The organism is Bifidobacterium criceti (assembly GCF_002286935.1).
Taxonomy (GTDB): Bacteria; Actinomycetota; Actinomycetes; order Actinomycetales; family Bifidobacteriaceae; genus Bifidobacterium; species Bifidobacterium criceti.
The window spans coordinates 163,646-186,055 of the sequence record NZ_MVOH01000017.1 but is presented as its reverse complement, the minus strand read 5'-3'; the positions used below and the strand labels follow the sequence as shown (position 1 = coordinate 186,055).

14 protein-coding genes are annotated in these 22,410 nt (G+C 66.7%); 4 read left to right on the top strand and 10 right to left on the bottom strand.

What is annotated here, in order from left to right:
- Positions 1 to 221 precede the first annotated feature (221 nt).
- Together B1526_RS08135 and B1526_RS08130 are read left to right on the top strand one after the other, a co-directional pair.
- Positions 222 to 1,049: a Cof-type HAD-IIB family hydrolase gene (locus B1526_RS08135; RefSeq protein ID WP_095615541.1), complete on the top strand. Its 828-nt coding sequence runs from the start codon at positions 222 to 224 to the stop codon at positions 1,047 to 1,049.
- An 88-nt stretch (positions 1,050 to 1,137) separates the two neighbouring features.
- The gene (locus tag B1526_RS08130; protein WP_095615540.1) at positions 1,138 to 1,677 is read left to right on the top strand and encodes a peptidylprolyl isomerase; all 540 of its coding nucleotides are present in this window, start codon (positions 1,138 to 1,140) and stop codon (positions 1,675 to 1,677) included.
- 129 nt (positions 1,678 to 1,806) lie between these two features.
- Here B1526_RS08130 and B1526_RS08125 read toward each other — a convergent pair whose 3' ends face one another.
- The 3 genes from B1526_RS08125 to B1526_RS08115 all read right to left on the bottom strand — a co-directional run bounded on the left by B1526_RS08125 (position 1,807) and on the right by B1526_RS08115 (position 5,001).
- The gene (locus tag B1526_RS08125) at positions 1,807 to 4,149 is read right to left on the bottom strand and encodes a RelA/SpoT family protein (protein ID WP_095615601.1); all 2,343 of its coding nucleotides are present in this window, start codon (positions 4,147 to 4,149) and stop codon (positions 1,807 to 1,809) included.
- A gap of 88 nt (positions 4,150 to 4,237) precedes the next feature.
- The gene (dut, locus tag B1526_RS08120) at positions 4,238 to 4,708 is read right to left on the bottom strand and encodes a dUTP diphosphatase (protein ID WP_095615539.1); all 471 of its coding nucleotides are present in this window, start codon (positions 4,706 to 4,708) and stop codon (positions 4,238 to 4,240) included.
- On the bottom strand, positions 4,708 to 5,001 hold the full coding sequence (locus B1526_RS08115) for a DUF4193 domain-containing protein (RefSeq protein ID WP_026645078.1): 294 nt from the start codon (positions 4,999 to 5,001) through the stop codon (positions 4,708 to 4,710). Before B1526_RS08115 ends, dut begins: the two co-directional genes overlap by 1 nt.
- A gap of 161 nt (positions 5,002 to 5,162) precedes the next feature.
- Between B1526_RS08115 and sepH the strand changes: the two genes are divergently transcribed.
- Positions 5,163 to 6,203 (top strand): septation protein SepH, encoded by a 1,041-nt coding sequence (gene sepH, locus B1526_RS08110; protein ID WP_095615600.1) that lies wholly within the window; start codon positions 5,163 to 5,165, stop codon positions 6,201 to 6,203.
- Between the two features lie 68 nt (positions 6,204 to 6,271).
- Here sepH and B1526_RS08105 read toward each other — a convergent pair whose 3' ends face one another.
- From B1526_RS08105 to B1526_RS08095, 3 genes are read right to left on the bottom strand one after another with little or no spacing between them, the layout of a single operon-like run.
- Entirely contained in the window at positions 6,272 to 7,540 is a 1,269-nt protein-coding gene (locus B1526_RS08105; RefSeq protein WP_095615538.1) for an alkaline phosphatase family protein, read from the bottom strand.
- 46 nt (positions 7,541 to 7,586) lie between these two features.
- Positions 7,587 to 8,747, bottom strand: coding sequence for an ABC transporter permease (locus tag B1526_RS08100; RefSeq protein WP_095615537.1), 1,161 nt, complete (start codon positions 8,745 to 8,747; stop codon positions 7,587 to 7,589).
- Between the two features lie 28 nt (positions 8,748 to 8,775).
- Positions 8,776 to 10,599, bottom strand: coding sequence for an ATP-binding cassette domain-containing protein (locus B1526_RS08095; protein WP_162287961.1), 1,824 nt, complete (start codon positions 10,597 to 10,599; stop codon positions 8,776 to 8,778).
- Between the two features lie 361 nt (positions 10,600 to 10,960).
- Here B1526_RS08095 and B1526_RS08090 point away from each other — a divergent pair, with 361 nt between their 5' ends.
- Positions 10,961 to 13,630, top strand: a complete 2,670-nt coding sequence (locus B1526_RS08090) for a DNA gyrase/topoisomerase IV subunit A (protein WP_095615535.1) — start codon at positions 10,961 to 10,963, stop codon at positions 13,628 to 13,630.
- A 218-nt stretch (positions 13,631 to 13,848) separates the two neighbouring features.
- Here B1526_RS08090 and B1526_RS08085 read toward each other — a convergent pair whose 3' ends face one another.
- From B1526_RS08085 to B1526_RS08070, 4 genes are all read right to left on the bottom strand, one after another.
- Positions 13,849 to 14,808, bottom strand: coding sequence for a GRP family sugar transporter (locus B1526_RS08085; protein WP_095615534.1), 960 nt, complete (start codon positions 14,806 to 14,808; stop codon positions 13,849 to 13,851).
- Positions 14,809 to 15,015: 207 nt separating this feature from the next.
- Positions 15,016 to 19,737, bottom strand: a complete 4,722-nt coding sequence (locus tag B1526_RS08080) for a DEAD/DEAH box helicase (RefSeq protein ID WP_095615533.1) — start codon at positions 19,735 to 19,737, stop codon at positions 15,016 to 15,018.
- A 15-nt stretch (positions 19,738 to 19,752) separates the two neighbouring features.
- Entirely contained in the window at positions 19,753 to 21,012 is a 1,260-nt protein-coding gene (locus tag B1526_RS08075) for an MFS transporter (protein WP_095615532.1), read from the bottom strand.
- Between the two features lie 72 nt (positions 21,013 to 21,084).
- The gene (locus tag B1526_RS08070) at positions 21,085 to 22,323 is read right to left on the bottom strand and encodes an MFS transporter (protein ID WP_095615531.1); all 1,239 of its coding nucleotides are present in this window, start codon (positions 22,321 to 22,323) and stop codon (positions 21,085 to 21,087) included.
- Between the last annotated feature and the right edge of the window lie 87 nt (positions 22,324 to 22,410).

The following is a 22,410-nucleotide window of genomic DNA, read 5'->3' as shown; positions in this document are numbered from 1 at the left end:
GTGGCGTCCCGCTGCCCGCTGTGGACGTCCGGTTGTGCGACGTGTTCAAGGATACGACCGTTCAGGACCTCGATCGCACCTTTCGTTATCGTTTCCGTTTATAGACGGTGTTCGCGGGCCATGATGACGGGCCTTCCCCACCGTCGTGTTCCGCCGTGCGCCGCCGAGGCCGCCGCCGTCGTGTCCGTTTCGTGAGATGAACCCACGGTAGGATTGCCACCATGACGACTTCACCGCTCCTCCCGGATGGCCATCGCATACGCGCCGTGTTCTTCGACATCGACGGCACCCTGACGAGCTTCGCGACGCATGCCGTGCCGCGTTCGACGCTCGACGCGCTTGCCGCGCTGCGCGGCAAGGGTATAAGGACCTTCATCTGCACAGGGCGTTCGCCTGAGCAGATGAAGGTCGTCCTCGACTCGATCCCTGTGTCGTTCGATGGCGTCGCCGGCGTCAACGGGCAGTTGTGCTGGAGGCCGGACGGCACCGTCGTATCCGATGTGCCGATCGATTGGGGTGATGTGCGCCGCATCGTCGCATGGCTCGACGCGCACCCCGACGTGTCCGCTGTGTTCGCCGAGCGCGATACGACGTATTCCAACCATGATTCCGCACAGATGCGCGCGATGTGGAAGTCGCTCGGCAAGACGGCGCCGCGCGTGCGCTTCGTCGACCCGCACACGCGCATCGACGACCACCCCATCTACCAGATCAGCCCCTATGTGGACGTCGACGGGGAACGTGAGATCGTCGGCGCATGCCCGGCCGTGCGCGGCGTGCGTTGGCATCCCGCGTTCGTCGACCTCATCCCCGCCTCCGGCGGCAAGGACCGCGGCATGGAGGCGCTCCTCGCCGACGCGGGGCTCACACGCGAAGAGTCGATGGCGTTCGGCGACGGCGGCAACGACGTGGACATGCTGCGGTACGCGCATGTCGGCGTCGCGATGGGCAACGGCACCGACGAGGCGAAGGCCGCCGCCGACTATGTCACGCAAGACGTCGACGACGACGGCGTCGCGCACGCGCTGCGGCGTTTCGGCGTGCTGTGAGCCGGTGACGCGTGGGCCGCGCCGCCGCGTTCGCCACGCGGGCATCGGCGCACGCGGCGAGCACGCCCGTATGCTACCGTGTCAAGGTATGACCACTATTATCATGCACACCTCCGAAGGTGATATCACAATCAACCTCTTCGACGACAAGACGCCGAAGACCGTCGACAACTTCCTTGGGCTTGCGAGCGGCAAGCGCACATGGCGCGACCCGTTCACGGGCGAACAGTCGAATGAGCGCTTCTACGACGGACTGACGTTCCACCGTGTCATCAAGGATTTCATGATCCAGGGCGGCTGCCCGCTCGGCACCGGCACGGGCGGCCCCGGATACGATTTCGATGACGAGATCGTCCCGACGCTCAAGTTCGACCGCCCCTACCTGCTCGCGATGGCGAACGCGGGCCTCGCACCCGGCGCCGATGGCAAGCCCCACGGCACGAACGGCTCGCAGTTCTTCATCACGACCGTGCCGACGCCGTGGCTCGACGGCCACCACACGATCTTCGGCGAAGTCGCCGACGAGGCGTCGAAGGCCGTCGTCGACAAGATCGACGCGGTCGCGACCGACGCGCGCGACTGCCCGCTCGAACCGGTCATGATCGAATCGATCGAAATCAAGGGCTGAACGAAGTCCCAACCAAGAGCGGCCTGACAGGCGCTTTTTCCTGATACGGCGCAGGGGGCGTCGCCATCGTACGATGGCGACGCCCCCTGCGCCGTATCAGGAAAAAGCGGGACCTGACCACCATCCGGATCAGTGTGATTGCTGTTCGTGGCCCGCATGGATGCGCCGCATGCGCGGCTGCGCGGAATCCTTCGCCCCCGTCAGGCGGTAGACGTCGAAGACGCCGTCGATCTTGCGCACCGCGGACAGCAGCGTGTTCAGATGCTGCGGGTCGGCCATCTCGAAGCTGAACTGGCTTGTGGCCACACGGTCCGAGCCGGTCGCGATCGAGCCGGAGAGGATGTTGACGCCGTGGTCGGACAGCACGCGCGTCACGTCGGACAGCAGATGCGGCCGGTCGAGCGCCTCCACCTGGATGCGCACCATGAACAGGCCCTTGTCGTTCGTCCACGACACGTCGACGACGCGTTCGGGCTCGCGGCGCTTGAGGTTGATCATGTTGAGGCAGTCGACCCGGTGCACCGAGACGCCCTCGTTGCGCGTGATGAACCCGACGATGCTGTCGCCGGGCACCGGCATGCAGCACTTGGCGAGCTTGACCCAGATGTCGGTGACGCCCTTGACTGCGATGCCCGGCCCGGAGCCGCCGTGGCGGTGCTTCGGCACGCGCAGCGGGAGGACCTCCTCCTCCGCCTCCTCGGCCACCTCGTCGCTGCCGGCGTCCTTGACCAGATGGGAGATGACGTTCTGCGTCGAGACCTGGCCTTCGCCGATCGCCGCGTAGACGGCCTCGACGTTCGGCAGGTTGAGGTCGTCGGCGACGCCGACCATCGCCTCGGGCGTGAGCAACGTGTTGACGGGCAGATTGCGTTTGCGGATCGCGCGCGTCAGCTCGTCGCGCCCCTCCTCGATCGCCTCGGTGCGCCGTTCCTTGCTGAACCATTGGCGGATCTTGTTGCGCGCCTTCGGGCTCTTGACGAAACTCAGCCAATCACGCGACGGCCCGGCCGTGTCCGACTTGCTCGTGAGCACCTCGACCGTGTCGCCGTTCTCAAGCGTCGTGTCGAGCGGCACAAGCCTGCCGTTGACACGTGCGCCCATCGTGCGGTGGCCGACCTCGGTATGCACGGCGTACGCGAAATCGACGGGCGTGGCGTCCGCGGGAAGCGAGACGATCTTGCCTTTCGGCGTGAACACATACACTTCGGCCGCACCAAGGTCCTCCTTGAGCGAACCAAGGAACTCATCCGAATCCGGCGTCTCGCTCGTCCAATCGGCGAGCTGCTGGATCCATTTGAGGTTGTCGCCTTCCTCAAGCTCCTGCCGGCCGCGCTCACGGTCCTTCTTATCGGGGGTGCTCAGCGCGCGCCCCGCCTGGCCGTTCGCCTTGTACTTCCAATGCGCGGCGATGCCGAATTCGGCGCGACGGTGCATGTCCCACGTGCGGATCTGGATCTCGACGGGTTTGCCGCCGGGGCCGACGACGGTCGTGTGCAGGCTCTGGTACATGTTGAGCTTCGGCATCGCGATGTAGTCCTTGAACCGTCCGGGGACCGGGTTCCATCGCGCGTGCACGGCGCCGAGCACGGCATAGCAGTCCTGGATCGTGTCGACGATGATGCGCACGCCGACGAGGTCGTAGATGTCGGAGAAATCATGCCCGCGCACGATCATTTTCTGGTAGATCGAGAAATAGTCCTTCGGCCGTCCCGTGACCATCGCGTGGATGTCGAGGTCGCCCAGATCCTCGTTGATCTCGGCGATGATCTGCTTGAGGTAGACTTCGCGCTGTCCCGCGCGGTGCGCGACGAGCATGACGATCTCGTTGTAGATCTTCGGATAGAGGACCTTGAAACTCAGCTCCTCGAGTTCCGTCTTGATCGCGTTCATGCCGAGGCGGTTCGCGAGCGGCGCATAGACGTCGAGCGTCTCGCGCGCCTTTTTCTGCGCGCTCGACGGCTTGACGTATCGCCACGTGCGCGCGTTGTGCACACGGTCGGCGAGTTTGACGACGAGCACACGCACGTCACGGCTCATCGCGACGACCATCTTGCGGATCGTCTCCGCCTGCGCGGAGTCGCCGTAGTCCATCTTCGTGAGCTTCGTGACACCGTCGACGAGACCGGCGACGGTGTCGCCGAACTCCGCGCGGCACTCGTCGAGCGTGTAATCGGTGTCCTCGACCGTGTCATGCAACAGGCCCGCCGCGACGACGAGCGGACCCATGCCGAGGTCGGCGAGGATCTGCGCGACGGCGAGCGGATGGATGATGTACGGCTCGCCCGATTTGCGGCGCTGCGTGGAATGCTGGATGACGGCGCGCTCGTAGGCGCGTGAGAGGATCTCCATGTCCTCGTCGGGATGGTGCTGCCTGCAGATCGAGAGGATCGGGGCAAGGGGATCCAACGGGTTCTCGCTGATCTCGCAGCCGAGCATGTTGGCGGGCTGCATCTCGTCGTCCGTATCCACCATCATCCACTCTCCTCTCCCATGGGCGCGCCATGCCGGTCGCATGGCGTCATTTCATTCTACGCACGGCGCACCGTGCGACGGCGCGTCGTCATACGCCCGTCGACCCGAACCCCCGTTCGGCCCTGTCCGAGCCGGGAAGCGACGTGGCGGGCACGAACACCGCCTCGACGTACCGTTGGATGACGAGCTGGGCGATTCGGTCGCCGGGTTCGAAGACGGCCGTCTCATGCGCGTCGAGGTTGATGAGCGGCACCATGACCTCGCCACGGTAGCCGGCATCGACCGTACCGGGCGCGTTGAGCACCGTCACGCCGCGTTTCGCGGCGAGTCCGGAACGCGGATGCACGAGCGCGACGTAGCCGGCGGGCAACGCGATGCGTACACCGGTGTGCACGAGTGCACGTTCGAACGGTTTGAGCTCGATATGCTCGGTCGTCATGAGGTCGGCGCCCGCATCCCCCGCATGCGCATACCGCAGGGCGACCGGCGCGTCCGGATCGACCGGGCATACGAGCACCTCGGTGGATTCCGGCTCGTTGTAGGCGGGGTCGAAACTCATCAGGCCGCACACTCCTTGCACACCGGCTGGCCGTCAGGCGTCGTGTACGCGAGCTGGCTGCGGTGCTTGACAAGGAAGCATTCCGAGCAGATGAATTCGTCGCCCTGCATCGGGATGACGGTCACCGACGCGTCCTCGTTGCTCAGGTCGGCGCCGGGGAGCTCGTAGTCCTCGGCGATCGCGTTCTCGTCGTCGTCCATGTCGGTCGCGGAGTTCTGCGAGCTCTTGCCGAGCGCCTGCAGCGACTCCTCGTCCTCGTCCTTGTTGCGCGGGGAATCATAATCCTGTGCCATAGCGATTCCTTTCATCGATTGATGGCGGCTTATCCATTGCGACGCACCATACAATACATGGTTTTCCCCGCATAGGATACACGATGAAACCGTTACGTAAAATCCGACACGTGGGGCACAATGGAAACTGCTCACATTCTGGATGAAAGAGGTGTTTGCTCATGGCAGGTGACTCCTACCCGGTTGCACGGTTCGACCATGTCACGAAGACCGGATCGCTCGTGTTCACCGTCGATGGCACACCGTTCGCCGTGAACATCGACGAGACACTCGAACGCGCGATGCTCGAAGCCAAGCAGCTGCGGTCGGAGCAGCACGTCGAGGAGGCGCCGCAACAGCAGCGCACATTGCCGATCTCACAGATCCAAGCGCTCATCCGCGCCGGCATGGACCCCGACCAGGTCGCCGAACGGTACGACCTGAGCCCGATCCTCGTGCGCCGCTTCTCGTCGGCCGTCGAATCGGAGAAAAGCTATGCGATCGAGCAGTTCCTGCGTGTGCCCGCGCCGAAGGAGTCGAGGATGCGCTCGCTCGGCGACGTCATCGAACGCACGTTCGCCGCTGCGCGCGTCAGGCGTGACGACGTGAGCTGGAAGGCGACGCGCCGTGGCCTCGAACCGTGGCGCATCATCGCGTCGTTCACATCCGCGGGGCACCCGATCCATGCGGAATGGTCGTGGAACATGCATGACAATTCGGTCGTATGCATCAACAACGCGGCGCGTAAACTCATCGGCGAGACGTCCCCGAGCGCCGCGGTCGCCGCGGGCGAACAGGACGATGTCCTTGACGATGCGATCCCGACGTCGATCACGTTGCCCGGCGATTCCGCACGCTCCGCCCGCATCGAGCAGACCGTCGCCGCATGGGGGCAGCGTGGCGGTACGCCGACAGCGCAGCAGCCGAAGCCGCAACGGAAATCGCAGCCGGCACCGATCGATGTGCCGCTACCCCAGCAGCCCGCACAACCGGAGGGCGGCTCGACGCCTGCGCCAAATCCCGCTCCGTCGGGCACGGCACAGTCGCAAGCCTCCGGGAACGCCACCACCCCCGCGCCGGCGGCCGCACCCGCCGCGGACACGACCGCTCAAGAGCACGAACCGACACATGCGCATGCCGACAAGGACACACGCAAATCGAGCCGCCACCGTCCCCCGGTGCCCAGCTGGGACGAGATCATGTTCGGCAAGCCAAAGGCGTAGCCGAACCGGACGGCACTGCGGCAAGCCAAAGGCGTAGCCGAACCGCCGCCTCCCCGATTCCTGACGCCTCACACGAGATCGATGAGGCATGGGATGTCCATTTCGAGCATCGTCTGTGAACCGTGCACGCCCGGCATCGCCATCGCCCCCTCGGTCTGCGTACGCGAATCGACGAGGGTCACCGTGTCCGCCGCCTCGACGATGAGGTCGCCGAGCACGTCACGTGTGTCGTCACTGACCGGCCCATAGAGGCCCGCGTCGATTGCCTCGTCCTTCGTGCGCACCCATGCGAGGCCGTCGAGCCTTGTGCGCCAGCGTGCCGCGAGCGCGTCGACGTCGGAGCCTTCGTCGGCGTACACCATGACCGAGCGTGGCTCGCCGCCGATCATCGTGACGTCCTGCATGAGCTGCGCTTCCTTCGCAACGTCGATCTGTCGTGTGGGATCGGCAGCGACCATGCCGTGGTCGGCGACGATGACGATCGCGGTGCCGTGCGGCGCGAGCCTGCGCAACGTCTCCAGCTGGCCGTCGATCCTCTCGAGCGTCGTCGTCCACGCTTCGGAGCGCCATCCTTCGGCGTGGCCGGTCTTGTCGACGTCGCGCATGTACAGGTACGTGAGCCCTGGTTCCTTCGCGCTTTCGGCTGCGGCGCGCACGCGTGCGAGCGGATTGTCCTTGCCGATGTACTGCGCGCCACGCAGCGCGGCGCGCGTGAGCGGCGACGCCATGAAGCGCGTCAGGCCGACGCTCGTGACGCGCAGGCCTTGTGCAGCGAGCGTTTCGAAGACCGTCGGGACGCGTTGGAGGTCCTCGGGATGCGGCGCGCCGCGGAACTGGATGAGCTGGCAGATCTCGTCGGTCAGCGGGTTGCGCTGCGTGTAGCCCGTCATTGACGTCAGCCCTGGGCATGTGCCGGTGCCGAACGTCGCCATCGCGGCCGTCGTCGTGCTCGGTGAGCATGTCGAGATCGGACGGTCGTTCGTCCCGTCGCGCAACAGTGCGCGCATGTATGGCGCGTGTCCGAGGCTCATCTTGAGGTTCCAGAACCCCAATCCGTCGATGAGCACGACGATCGCCGCGCGCGCCGACGGTATGCCGAGCGCGGTCGCGAGCGCCGATGGGTCACGGTGGACGTCCGTCGTCACAGGGGCGCCGATCGCCGCGGACAACGCGGGCAGCACCGACGACAGGTGGAGCGCCCCTCCGCGCGGCGCCGTGTCGGCCGGCGTGAATGGCGCGGGCACGTCGCATGCGCGCGCGTTGTCGATCGTGTCCCCGTACTGCGTGGTCGGCACGAATTGCAACAGGGTCGCGATATCCGGAACATCCAAGCTCATGGCCTCCATTCAACCGCGGTTGATGGACGCGGGGATGTGTCGGCGATCACTCCCTGCCGAGGTTGTTCGTGTTCTTGAAGCGGTGGACGAGTATGTCGGCGACGATGAAGAGCGCGACCGCCGTGCAGCCGAGGATGATCCACGCCTTCGCGATATGCCAGTCGTTGTAGAGGTAATCGTCGCTGTATTTGAAGCCGCCGCCGTCGAGCATCTCGTCCTTCATGCCGGACGGGCAATAGGACAGGTCGTCGGGCAGTTCGGGTTTCGCGGCCGCGAGCGCGGAAGGATCAGCGGCACCTGCGGCGGCGTCGGCGTTCGCGTCACCCAATGCGGACGGGTCGGCGGACGGATCGATGGAGGCATCAGTGGAAGGAACATCGGCACGATCGATTCCATCAGTACCTTCTGCACCTTCTGTACCGTCGGCACCCTCGGCTGCGGAAGGTGACGGTGACGCGTCCGCACCCGCCCCCGTCGCGCCACCGGATGACGAGTTCGCGTCCTCGTCCTTCGGGTCCTTGAGCGGCAGGCAGTTGAGGTCGCTCGTCGTGCCGAGCGCCTCCATGCCCCAACGGCTGATCATGCCGTACGAGATCTTGTTGAGGATGCCTTTGAGTTCGAAGAGCATGCCGCAGAACACGAGTTCGACGATGAGGATGTACGGTGTGACCGATGTCGCCGTCTCGGCGCTTTTCATCAGCGTGGAGATGACCATGCCAAGCGCGTCGGATGCGTAGAACAGCAGCAGGAATGTGATGTAGTACTCCCAGTACACGCCGCCGGCGCCGCCGATGAGCGCGCCCGAGGATGGCGGCCGCGCATCGTAGACGAGCGCGATGCCGGGGAAACACAGGCATAGGACGGCGCTTTGGAACGCGCACAACAGAAACTGCACGATCGCGTTCGCGAGCATGAACGCGAACGGGTAGAGGCCCGCCGCGAGGTCCGCCTGCAGGACGGTGCGTTGTTTGACGACGACCTGCACCGAGTTGAACAGACCTCCCCATATGCATGTGCACATGAGCAGGAACGCGACCGATTTCGTCGCCGTCTGCAGATGGTAGACGTTGTCTCCTGCAACGGCGATGACGATCGCGACACCCGCGATCGGGAACATCATCATGATGATGAGGCTTTTGCCTCCGCGGAACAGCAGTTTGCACGCGACGTCCAAACAGTTCGCGAACTGCCTGAGCACCATCTTCATCGTCTTCTCCCCTCTTCCCTGTCCTCGGTCATTTGCCGACCGCGCGCTGCGGCGCGAGCCCCGGCACTTCGTATGGTTCGAACGTGATATGGTCGGGGTCGCTTATCTGTCCGTTGAGGTTCTTGAACATCTCGCGGAAGTCCTTCGCGTCCCCGAAATGCGCGAGCGCGTCGTGCGGCGAACCGGCGAACGCGAGGCGCCCCGGGTTGCGCATCCCGGGGTCCTTCGCCTTCGGAGAGGCGACGACGATGACTTCGTCGAACATCTCAAGCATGTCGATTTCATGGATGACCATGATGATCGACAGCACACGTTCCGAACCGTCACCACCGGCACGGCCGTCCTGTGGGAATGGCGGGTGGACGATGTCCCTCAGTTTCGTGAAGAGTTTGTCCTTGTCGATGTAGCTCAGACCTGCGTCGGGCTCGTCGAGGCACAGGACGGGCTTGTATCCGACGAGTTCCCGCGCGACGCTCACACGTCGTTTCTGGCCGCCCGAAAGTTTCTTGATCGGCGAATCCTTGAGCGCATAGATATCGAGCTTGTGGAGTACCGAGTCGACCTGCTCCTTGATTTCCGCACGTGACGAATCCTCGGCCATGCGCAGTTTCGCAGACGAATAGATCTCCTCGAACACGGTGAGTTCCTGGAGGAACACGTTGCTTTGCTGCACATAGCCGATCATCGGTCCGAGGTTCTTGTAATGCGCGCGCAGGTCCTCCTGGTTCTTGTAGAGCGTATGCCCGTTGTAGAGCGTGTCCTTGCCGGACAGGCAGTTGAGCAGCAGCGTCTTGCCTGCGCCGGACGTGCCGATGATCGCGACGAGGCTGTGCTGTGGGATCTGGAAATGGATGTCCTTGAGCAGCGTCTTCGGGTGCCGTCCGCCGACCGTTTTGTCGTCGATCTGCACATCGAGCATGATTGGTTGCGCCGCCGCTGCCTGCACGGGCACCGAGATGCCCGCGACTGGTGCGGCGCCCGCTTTGCCGAGCGTCGTCGTGACGCGCGGTGCGAGCGGCACCGCGTGCGCGGGCACCGCGGCCGGCACCGCGATCGACGGTGCGGGCGTCGGCTTCGCGGCCGCTATCGCGCCCGCGCCGACGCGCTTGTCGTAGACGATCGTGCCTTTCGTGAAATAGAACCGGCAGTCGCCGATCGCGATGACGTCCTTCTCGCGCAACGTGTGCGCGCCGCGCAACGGCTGTCCGTCGATATAGGTGCCGATGCGGCTTCTGATGTCGCGTATCACATAGTGGCCGCGGATATAGTCGATGCGCGCATGCCTACGCGAGACGTAGGGGACGTTCTGCACGATCGTATCGGGCGCGTCGGCGCGTCCGATGTATGTCGTGCGTCCTTCCTGACGCGGCAGACGGTACGATTTCCACAATCCGAGGTTCTGGTCGACGGTGAAGACGATGATGACGCCCTGTGCGTCGGGGTTGTCGAGTGCGCCGTCGATGCGGATGAGGTCGCCGTCGTTGAGCGCGTAACGTGTGTCGGGCTGCAGCTGCATGCCGTTGATGTAGGTCGGGTTCGTCGTGTGCTGCGATTGGTAGAACCAGCGTCCTGAGTCGAGCACGAAGCGCCCGTGGTGCGAGCTGACGATGCTTGAGCGCACGCGCAGCGTTGGCACGCCCGGTTCCTGGCTCATCGCGCGGCCGAGCGCCCAGACCTCATGCCCGGCGAGCGGGTAGACGCTCGCGTCGCCGTCCTCGATGACGACGACCGTCTCGGGACCGAAATGGACACCGCCGAAGAACGTGCGCGTCTGGTCCGATGCGGGGCGCTGTTGCAAGGGGGCCGGCATCTGCGGCGATGTGGCGGGCGCAGCCGCCTGCCGCTGTGGCATGCGCATGGTGGAAGGCTGTGGCACTGGCTGCGGTGCCTGCCCGGCCGGCACGGACGCGCCGGTTCGCGGGGCCGGCGGCATCATCGAGGCATTCGCCCGCTGGGGTGCCGACGGCTGGGGCGGATTCGCCCATCGCGCCGGATTGGTCTGCTGGTCTCGCCTGGGGGCCCCGGGCCCTTGCGGCGGCATGACGGTACCTGTCATCGTCGGTGTTCCTTCTTGTGCTCTCCTCGGACATGTCCCACCCACGACACGGCACACGCCCCTCGTTGCCAGTGTAGCGGCAGCCGGCGATGCCGCCGGTGCATCCACCCACTTGCTAGAATGGTACGGTTCTTGAGTCATATGTAGGGAGTCAATGATGGTTTCGCGTCGCAAGTCGCCTGCAGCGTCCTATGATCCGCGCACGGTCAAGGAACACATCGTCGAGACGCCGCTCGGCGAGGAGATGAGCACATCGTTCCTCGAATACGCCTATTCGGTCATCTACGCGCGCGCATTGCCCGACGCACGTGACGGACTCAAGCCGGTGCAACGGCGCATCATCTACCAGATGGGCGAGATGAACCTGCTGCCGACGCGTCCGTACATGAAATCGGCGCGCGTCGTCGGCGAAGTCATGGGCAAACTGCATCCGCACGGCGACTCCGCGATCTACGAGGCAATGGTGCGCCTCGCGCAGCCGTTCGCGATGCGCCTGCCGCTCGTGGACGGCCACGGCAACTTCGGCTCGCTCGACGACGGCCCCGCCGCCTCCCGCTACACCGAGGCGCGCCTCGCTCCGGCCGCGCTCGGCATGAACGCGGACATCGGCGAGGACACGGTCGATTTCGCGCCGAACTACGACAACAAGCTCAAGGAACCCGAAGTGCTGCCCGCGGCGATCCCGAACCTGCTCGTCAACGGCGCCTCGGGCATCGCCGTCGGCATGGCGACGAATATGGCGACGCACAACCTTGGCGAGGTCGTCGCCGCCGCGAAGCATGTCATGCGACACCCGGACGCGACGCTCGACGACCTGATGGCGTACCTGCCGGGCCCCGACTGGCCGGGAGGCGGCATCATCATCGGCCGCGAAGGCATCCGCGAAGCGTATGCGGGCGGCCGCGGATCGCTGACGACGCGTTCGGCGACGCATGTAGAGAACGTCACCGCACGCAAGAAAGCGATCGTCGTCACCGAACTGCCGTACATGGTCGGCCCCGAACGCGTGCTCGAACGCATCTCGGAAGGCGTCAAGAACCACAAGCTCGAGGGCATCTCGAACGCGATCGACCTGACGGACCGGCACAACGGCACACGCATCGTCATCGAACTCAAGACCGGATTCGACCCCGACGCCGTGCTGTCCCAACTGTTCAAGCACACGCCGCTCCAGGAGAACTTCACGATCAACAACGTCGCGCTCGTCGACGGGCGTCCGCATACGATGGGCTTGCGTGAGATGCTCGACGTGTGGATCGGCCACCGGCGTGGCGTCATCCGCCGGCGCAGCGAATACCGCCGCCGCAAGGCGCTCGAACGGCTGCACCTCGTCGAAGGCCTCCTGCTCGCGCTCGTCGACATCGACGAGGTCATCCAGGTCATCCGCTCATCCGACGATGCGGATGCGGCGAAGACGAAACTCATCGCCGTCTTCGACCTCGACGATGTGCAGGCGCAGTACATCCTCGACCTGCGGCTGCGCAGGCTCACGAAGATGAGCCGCATCGAACTCGAATCGGAACGCGACGAGCTGCGCGCCGCGATCGACGCGCTTGAGGCGATCCTCGCATCCGACGAGGCGCTCGACGGGGTCGTCGAACGCGAAATGGACGAGACCGTCGCCGCCTACGGCACGCCGCGGCGCACCGTGCTGCTCGACGCGGACGCCGACGGCAGGCTCACGCCGGTCACGGCGCGCGGCGCCGACGGCACGCTCAACGAGTTCGCGCTCAACGCGGCGCGCCACGTCGAACAGGTCTCCGAGGCCGCGGCGGACGTGGCGGCCGCGCGCAAGGGCGCCGCGAGCGCCGATGCGGCGAGCGCGCTGCAGATCGAGGACGAGCCGTGCGTCGTCGCGCTGAGCGCGGCCGGACGGATCGCGCGCCTCGATCCGTCGGCGGCCGGGGTCTGGGCGGCTCGCACGCCGGAGACGACGGCCGGCGGCGACGGCTGCATCACGTCGATGATCGAAACGAGCACGCGCGCCGACTACGGCATCGTCACGTCGGCGGGACGCTTCGTGCTCGCGCACGCCGTCGAGCTGCCCCATGTCGCCGCGGACGCTCCGCTCGACCTGTCCGCCGGCATCGACGCGCGCGAACTCGTCGCGGCGACGCAGCACACCGAACCGGTCGACGGCGAACGTGTCATCGCCGTCGTCGCATTGCCGAAGGACAAGGATGCGCAAGCCGCGCCACTCGCGCTCGGCACACGGAACGGTGTCGTCAAACGATGGAACAGGGAGTCGCCGACGACGATGGATTCGTGGGGCATCATCGATCTCAAGGACGGCGACGAGCTGCTCGCGGCGCGCGAGGCGCCCGACGGCAGCCGGCTCGTGTTCGTCTCGACCGATTCGTCATTGCTCATATTCGACGCGAAGCATGTGCGCCCGCAGGGGCGCACCGCGGCGGGCATGGCGGGCATCCGTCTCGCCGACGGCTGCGAGGCGCTCGCCTTCGCCGTCGTGCACGAGGACGAACTGGAGTGGACGGACGCCGAGGAGCGGGAGGACGGCTCGACGTCGCCCGCGCACGGCGCGGTCGTGCTCACGGTGGCCGGCGACGGCGCGTCGCTGCTCGGCACTGACACCGGATCGGCGAAGGTCTCACCGCTCGAGCTCTACCCGACGAAGGGCCGCGGCACGGGCGGTGTGCGCTCGCAACGTTTCCTCAAGGGGCAGAACACGCTGATCCGCGCGTATGTGGGCGCTTGGCCGCTCGTCGCGTACACCGAGTCGGGGCATATCGTCGCGCTGCCGGCCCCGGACATGCGCCGTGACGGTTCCGGCAGCGAACTGTCCTCCGCGATCGGTTACGTCGCATAGGACACCCGGGACGTTCGCAAACGATCGTCGTCGCGAACGTCCCGGGTGCACACCGCGCGCGTCATGTTCGCGAACGGGCGCCCCCGCGAACTCATCGGTCCGGGGACGCACCTGGGACGTTCGCAAACGGAGGCCTGCACGAACATCCCGGGTGCCGGATGCGCGCTCCATGGTCGCCCGCGGCCTCCCCCGCGGCGCGCGTCGGCGAACGGGCGTCCTCAGGTCGTCGTGTACAGCCCCATCAGCACGGCGCCGGCGACGATGAGCAGCGTGCCGAACAGGATCCCGACCATCTGGCGTTTCGTCTTGTGTTCGTGCAGCACGACGATGCCGCCGTAGGTGGAGACGATGACGCCGAGCTGCGAGAACGTCGTCGCGATCGCCTGCCCGACGTGCGGGTTCGCCGCGGACACGAAGATGAGCATGTTGCCGACCGCCCACAGCAGGCCGGTGATGATGTTGAGCGCCGTCTTGCGGTGCACGATGAGCGTGCGGTCGCGTTCGACGAAGTTGACGATCGCGAGTGCCGCGAGGATCTGCCCGATCGACTGCGGCAGGATGACGGCGGCCATGTAATAGAGTCCGTTGCCACTCGGCGCATCGTAGATGGCGTCGGAGATGAATCCGGTATGGTGCAGCAGATTCGGGAAGATGAAGTACAGCATGAAGCCGATCGTCGAGCACAGCAGCGCGCCCATACCGAAACGCATGTCCTTCGCGCTGATCCTGCGCGCGTCGGCGGCGGTGTCCTTCGCCGAGCACAACAGGGCGCCGGATGTGACGAGGACGATCGCGATGACGCCGATGACCCAGACGTTGAGCGTGCGCCACTGACCGAGCACGATCGCGGCGAGCAGCGCGTTGCCGACGATCTGGCCGGCCGTGGAGATCGGCATCGCCATCGAGACGCCCAACGGCTTGAGCGCGGAGAACTGGCCGAAGGAGCCGATCGTCCAGAAGACGCCCGAGCACAGGCCTACGAGCCAGATCCTGGGGTTGAACGCGAAGGCCAGTCCGGCGTTCGGCACCGTGTAGAACACCGAGACGAGCACGGCGAATATGACGGCGCCGATCGTCGTGCCCAATGTCCCCTGACTCGGCTTGCCGTCGATCTTCGCGGTGATGATGCTGTTCGATCCGAGGAACAGCGCCGGCAGCAGCGCGATGAGCATGTCCATGCGAAAGACGCCCTCCCTTGCCTCTCCGTGTGCGAGTGTCCGTTGTCGCGAATCCACGAACGCCACGGCGGCGCGCGGGGGCGCCGTCCGCCGTATATCGGGACGAACGGCGGCACGACGTCAGTCATTCTATGCCCGTCATGCGGCGGGACGTGGCCGTCTTTTGCTCATAGCGTCGATATCGCGTCCTATCCGTACGCCGCGCGCTCACCGGTAGAGCTTCATGCCCTGCGGGGACGGCGCGAATCCGGCGGCGCGCAACGCCGGTGTGACCGGCAGGCGCGCCGTGAGCGGCACGCCGTTGCAGTCGCGGAACGTGACCGACCCTCCCGGCAGGCGCCGCAGCATATCGGCGAGCGCCGTGCATGCGCGTTCGGCGAGGCTCATCGGTTCGTCGAACATGACGAGGCGTCCCGAGCGTGGCGTCGCGTACAGCAGCGCGTCGCCGCCGCGCAGCACGACGAGCGACCCGGCGCGACGCGTCGGCTTGACGCCGCCCGTACGCGCCGCATCGTCCGCGTCGTCGGCACCGTCCGCGTCCTGCGTCCCGGCCATCCGCATCGGCTCGGGCCAGCGGATCGCCATGCCGTAGAGGACGGCCGGATCGACCGCGTCGAGAGCGACCGTGGCCGGCGACCGCCCGATCAGGTCGCGCATCATGTCGACGGTCTCGCGCCGCGCGAACTGCGCCGCCCCGAAGCCGTCGACGAACATGCCGCGCATTAGCGCGCCCTGCTCCTCCATGCGCCGCAGCACCGGGTACAGGCCCGAGAAGCCGCCGGGGACGCCCTCATGGTCGACGACCGGCTGCGTGATCACGCCGTAGCGATCGAGCAGCACGTCGATCAGGTCGATGACGCGTTCCTCCGGCGTGCACGGTTCGCCGGCCGCGCGCACAAGCGACCACAGGCCGCCGTTCATGGCCGGCCGTGCCATGTGCGCGCGCATGCGGCGCCGGCGCACGGGGCGTGCGGGCGCGTGCGCCGCGCCCCGCGTCGCCGCCGCGCGCGCCACCGGGAACGACGAGTTCGTGACGCGTCCGCGCCGGGCGAGCGCCCACAATGCGTCCTCGAAGCCCTGATGGCTCCATGCCGCGGCGACGACCTCGCCGGTCGTCTCGTCGACGGACGGTTCGAGGCCGCGGGCCGCCGACGCGTGCTCCCAGCATGCGCGGGCGCGTTCCTCGAGCGGCAGCGGCCCGTAGGCGCCGCCGTCCCCGAGCGCGGCGACGATCGCGTCGCCGACGCCAAGCGTTCCCATGTCGCCGTCCGCCGGCGCCGAGCGGTCGCCCTGCGCGGCGTCGGATGCGCATCGTCCCCCGAGCTGCGCCGAATCGAAGGGGAACAGCATGACCGCCCCGAGTCCGTCCGCCGAGGATGAGGCGGACGAGGACGATGCGCCTGCCGCGCTAACCCAGAGGACCTCGCCGGCGGCGACGAGCTCGTCGAGCATCGACGGCGCATAGTCGCGCACGCGCGCCGGGAACACGGCCCGCTCCCACACGTCGATCGGCAATGCGACACCCTCGAGCTGCTCGATGACCCTCATGACGCCGTCGACGCCATCGAAACGCTGGCCGCCGGCCGAGCTGACGCCCTGCCGTTCGAGCACGAAACGCTGGAAGTCGGCGGCGGCGACCGGCTTGACGGCCTTGCGCGCCTTGGCGAGCGAGCGTGAGCGGATGCGTTTGAGCACGTCGCGCGCCACCCATTGCGGCACGTCGGCGGGCAGACGGTCATCGAAGCGTCCGGTGAGCGCCTCGCCGGCGGCCCGCAGCGCGTTGAGCTCGTCGACGCAGGCCTCGGCCGGCAACCGCAGGTCGGCGATCATCATGTCGGCCGTGAACGGCCCGTGCGTCGACAGATAGCGATGCACGCGGCCGCGCACGTCGCCGTCGGCGAGCGCGTTCCAGAACGTCCGCTTCGCGAGCGTGGCGGCGACCTCGTCGATGACGGCGTCGTCGAGCACTGAGGCGAGATCGTCGGAGCCGAGCAGCCGTTCGAGCACCTCCGGATCCATCGACAGCAGCCGCGCGTCGCGCTCCGCCTGCGGCACGTCGTATTGGTACATGACCGAGCCGATGAAGCCGAACAGCAGTTGTTCGGCCATCGGCGACGGCGTCGACGTCTCCGCGCTGTGCACGTCGATCAGCCCCGCCTGCATGCGTGTCAGCACCTCACGAAGGGCGGGCACGTCGTAGACGTCCTGCAGGCATTCACGCGCGGTCTCCAGCAGCAGGGGGAAGTTCTTGTGCGTCCGCGCCGCCGTGAGCAACTGGGCAGCCCTCAGGCGCTGCTGCCATAGTGGGACCCGCTTGCCCGGGTCGGTGCGCGGCATGAACAACGCGCGCGCCGCGCATTCGCGGAACCGCGCGGCGAACAGCACGCTGCCCGAGACCTGCGCCTCGACGATGCGTTGGATGTCGTCCGGGTCGAACGCGATGAGCGACGCGATGTCGATGCGGCCGTCGCCGTCGGGCAGACGGATGAGGATGCCGTCGTCAGCCGCATAGATCTGGCCGTCAACGGCATAGCGCTGCAACAGCCGGGCGTTGATCGCGAGCGCCCATGGCTCGTGCACGCGCCTGCCGAATGGCGTGTGCACGACGATGCGCCAGTCGCCTTCCTCGTCGCGGCAGCGTTCGATCACCACATGCGTGGCGTCGGGCACCACGCCGGTGGCGGCGCGCTGCTCGGACAGCAGCCGTGCCAGGTTGTCGATGGCGTTCGCGTCGAGGCCATCTTGGACAAGGCGGGCCTGCACGGCATTCGTGAAGCGCGGGCCGTGGGCGTGCGGGGCATCGGGGTGCGTCTGGCCGGCGCCCACAAGCCCCTGCGCCACGTCGTGCACCCATTGGCCTTGCGCCAGACCGAAACGGTAATCGCGGCCGTCGCCGTCGCCATGCCAGAACGGCAGGCGCGCGCTGCGCCCGGGGGCCGGCAGTACGATCACGCGGTCGTTGGTGATCTCCTGAATCTGCCAGGATGTGGTGCCCAAGGTGATGATGTCACCGACGCGCGATTCATACACCATCTCCTCGTCGAGTTCGCCGACGCGCCGCGGGCCCGTACCGGCCTCCCCTTCGGGAAGCACCACCGTGTAGAGACCGCGGTCGGGGATCGTGCCGCCACTGGTCACCGCGAGGCGCTGCGCCCCTTGGCGGGCGGCGAGCATGCCGGATTCCTCCTCGAACACGAGTGGGGGCCGGAACGCGGAGAACTCCTCACCGTTATAGGCGCCGGTGACCATGCCCACCACGGCGTCGAACATGTCGCGCTGCAGCGTGCGGTACGGGGCGGCGCGGCGCACGGTGCGGAACCATGCATCGGCGCTGATCGGCTCGAGGCTCGCGGCGGCCACCGTCTGCTGTGCGAGCACGTCGAGTGGGCTGTTGGGCACACGCAGCGGCTCGATGGCGCCGGCGAGCATGCTTTCGACGCTCGCGGCGGCGCCGATGATCTGTTCGCGCGTCACCGGGTAGATGAGTGCATGCGACACACCGCCCACGCGGTGGTCGGCTCGTCCCACACGTTGCAGGCCGGACGACACCGACAGCGGTGGCGCCAATTGGATGACCAGATCGACCGACCCCATATCGATGCCCAATTCGAGGCTGCTCGTGGCCACAACGCATTTGAGCTTGCCCGCTTTGAGCTGCTCTTCGATCTGCTTGCGCCGGTCTTTCGACACGGAGCCGTGATGCGCCATCGCGATGGCGTCCTGCGGTGCCACGGGACCGACGAGTTTCGTCGTCGATCCGATGAGCGACCCGTAATGCGCCGGTTCGTTCGACAGGTCGGGGCTTTTGCCCTGCCGCTCCCAGTAGAGGTCGTTGAGCTGGGCCGTGAACCGTTCGGCGAGTCCACGCGAGTTCACGAAGACGAGCGTCGTGCGGTGTGCGAGCACTTCGTCGAGCACACTGCGTTGGATCAGTGGCCAGACCGACGCGGTGGGGCCGGCGTTTGCGGCGACCGGCACCGGCGCCTCGCTGCCAGCTCGATCCGTGATCCCATCTCGATGGGCGGCAGACGACGGCGCTGCGGTTGGCGCCCGACCGTCTTCACGGGCCTTGCGTTCCGCCAGCCGCCGCATTGCCGGCGTGACGCCGGTGATTGAGTTGGAAGACTGCGGTGCATGGGATTTTGTGGTGTCCGTCCTGTCGCCGCCGTCACCCATGCGGCTTGCGGGCTCCACGACCTTGAGGTCGAGTGCCGCCCTGCCGCTCGCTTGGGCGATGGTGACGGGCCTGCTGCCGCCGAGGAACGCCGCGGCTTCATCCACAGGGTTCACGGTGGCGGAAAGTCCGATGCGCTGTGGTGGAGTCTCCAGCCGGTCGTCGAGCCGTTCCAGACTCAACGCGAGGTGGGCCCCCCGCTTGGTGCCGGCCACGGCATGCACTTCGTCGAGGATCACCGTCTGCACGGTGTCGAGCACGGTGCGCGCCTTCGATGTGAGCATCAGGTACAGCGATTCCGGCGTCGTCACCAGGATGTCCGGCGGCCTGCTGACGATCGCACGCCGTTCCTGCGGCGTCGAATCACCGCTGCGCATGGCGACCGAGACCTCAGGCACGGACAGTCCCATGCGCGCATATTCCTCACGAATGCCGTTGAGCGGCGTTTCGAGGTTCTTCGCGACATCCACGCCCAATGCCTTGAGCGGGGAGATGTAAAGCACACGCACCCCGTTGCGCCGCCGTTTGCGACCTTCCTCGGCGCTGTCCGCACGCGCGTTGCGGTCGATGATGCCGTCGATCGCCGCAAGGAACGCCGAAAGCGTTTTGCCTGAACCCGTGGGCGCGATGACGAGCACGTTCTCGCCATGATGGATCGCCGGCCACGCCAGACGCTGCGCCTCTGTGGGTCCACCGAAGCTGCGCTCGAACCATGCCCGGGTGGGGGCGGAGAAACTCTCCAAACATTCGCACATATGTTCGATTATCCGTCACTCGCCGAGTGCATGCAAGCGCACCACGCGCAGAACGCACGCATATGCCGCGAGCGCAATCACCGTGAACACCAGCAGATACCACGGCAGCGCATGCATCGACCCCGCCGCGCGTTCCACCCAGGCGAACAGCACGGGGCTGACCAACGTGGCCATCGAGACCGCGGCGGTCTGCACCCCGATCATCGCCGGTGTGCTCGCCGCGCCAAACAAGCGCGGAATGGCATGCACGACGGCCGGCGCGATTGGCGCACAGCCCACCCCCAGCAGCACCGGCGCGGTCAGCGCGCGCCACAGGCCCGCAACCGGCACCACCATCAGCGCAACCCCGCCGATCAGCACGGCGATGCCACCAGCGACCATCCATACATCGCGCACCCTGAGCGCCACAACGCCCGCCACAACAGAGCCGGCGACGAGACCCACAAAGAACAGATTGGCGTAGACGCCCGCCGTATGGATGGACATGCCGCCGGCGTGCACCATGTAACTGCTGGCCCACAGCATCGTCGTCTGCTCCACCGATGTGGCGGCGAACAACAAGACGAGCACAGCCACCGCCGCAGGCATCGCCATGAGCGCATGCACCGCATGTGGCCGGCGCATGTCGTGCCGCCAGTCCCCCTGTGCGTACGGCGTTTCACCCAAACGGGCGATCTGGGCCGGACTCAGGCGGTCATGCCATCGCCGTGTGCCTGCCGCAAGCACCATGGCGAGCGCAAGTTGCACAAGGCCGATCGTGCGGTACGCCCAGCGCCAGTCGGCACCGTTCGCGATGATCCAGCCGAGCACCGTGTGACCCACGAGCGCGCCGAACGCGCTCGTCGCATGCAGCCAGGTGATGTGCGCGTTCGCCGAACGCACGGCCACATACGCGTTCAACGCCACCACAAGCATGCCCGATCCAATGCCATACGGCAGCGCGAATACAAGCAGCGCCCAATAATGCGGCGCGAATGAGAACCCCGACAGCGCAAGCACGGTGAGGGCCACGCCCATGTCGACCGTGCGCCCGGAACCGACCCGGCGCACCACCGGCTCCGCGTATATCGCCGCCGCGGCGCAACCTGCGGCGATGACCGCGGCGATGCCGACCACGGCCACGAGTGGCGCGCCCACCCCCGCGCCCATGGCCGGCCATGAGGCGCCGAGCAGCGCCTCGGGCAGGCCGATGGCCAGAAAACCGAGGATGACCTGTGGCGTTGCGGCGGGCGTGCCAGCGCGCAGCACGCCCGCGTGTGTCTGTTCGTGTGCCATGGTGCCCATCGTAAGCGGCGGCGCGGGTTTGCCCACCCACGCACGCCCAGTGCGAACGGCGCGCAACCCGGTTCAATGTGCGGTGAAGTCCGCTTTGGTGCGGGTCTTGGCGCGCAGCCATTCGTGCATGGCGATCAGCCCCGCGGTGAACACGAGCAGGTACCACGGCAGCAGCCTGAGCGTCGTATGCTGCGCGAGCAGGCCGAACAGCGGCGGCATCAGCATCGTGCCGACGTAGGCGCTCGCCATCTGCACGCCGACGATCGCCTGCGACCGGTCGGCGCCGAAATACGCCGGCGTCGAATGGATGATGCACGGGTAGACCGGCGCGCAGCCAAGGCCGATGACGACGAAACCGGCGACCGAGTTCCACACGCCCGGCACCGGCAGCGCCAGCAGCACGACGCCGGCGACGATGATCGCGGCGCCGAGCCGGATCATCTGCGCGTCGCTGAGCCGCATCGTCGCGAAGCCGCTGACGAAGCGTCCGACGGTGATACCGATGAAGACGAGGCTCGCGTAGTTCGCGGCCGCCTGCAGGTCCACATGGTCGACGCCGGCCATGTAGCTGCTCGCCCACAGGATCGTCGTCTGCTCGATCGAGCAGTAGCAGAAGAACATGATGAGAATCTGCGCGGCGCCGCGGATACGCAGCACGCCGGCGAGGCCAAGCGGTTTGCGCTGTTGCTCCCCCGCCGCGGCGACCGTCTGCGCGGGATCGTCGGCCTCGCCGGGCGCCTGTGATGCGTTCCGGGGCGCGTCCGTGCGCCTCCTCCACAATGGCAGGCTCAGCACAAGGATGGCCGTCAGCACGATCTGCAGCGCGCCGACCGAACGGTATCCCCATTGCCATCCGTATTGGTGCGCAAGCGCGAAACCCATCATATACGGCCCGAAGAGGGCACCGAGCCCCCACATGCAATGCAGCCAGCTCATATGGCGGCTCGCGTAATGGACGGCGACATAGTTGTTGAGCGCCGCGTCGACGCCACCGGCGCCGAGCCCATACGGCACGGCCATGACGATGAGCATCCAGTAGTTCGGCGCGTAGGCGAAGCCGAACAACGCGAGCGCCGTCAACCCGACCGACACGGCGGTCACACGCCCCGCGCCGAACCGCAACGTGAGCCGGTCGCTCAGTAGCGCGGAGACGATCGTGCCTGCGCTGATGACCATCGAGATGCCGCCGGCCCATGACAGCGGCGCGCCGAGTTCGCCGCTCATCGTCGGCCATGCGGCGCCGAGCAGCCCATCGGGCAGTCCAAGCGAGATGAACGCGAGATAGATGATCGCGAGGAGCAGATTGGCCATGGCGTCTCCTTGGCATCACGTCGTGAGGGTTTTGGCGTCGTCGGCGGCGACGTACGGCGCAATTTTATTCCCTACGCAAGAAAATAC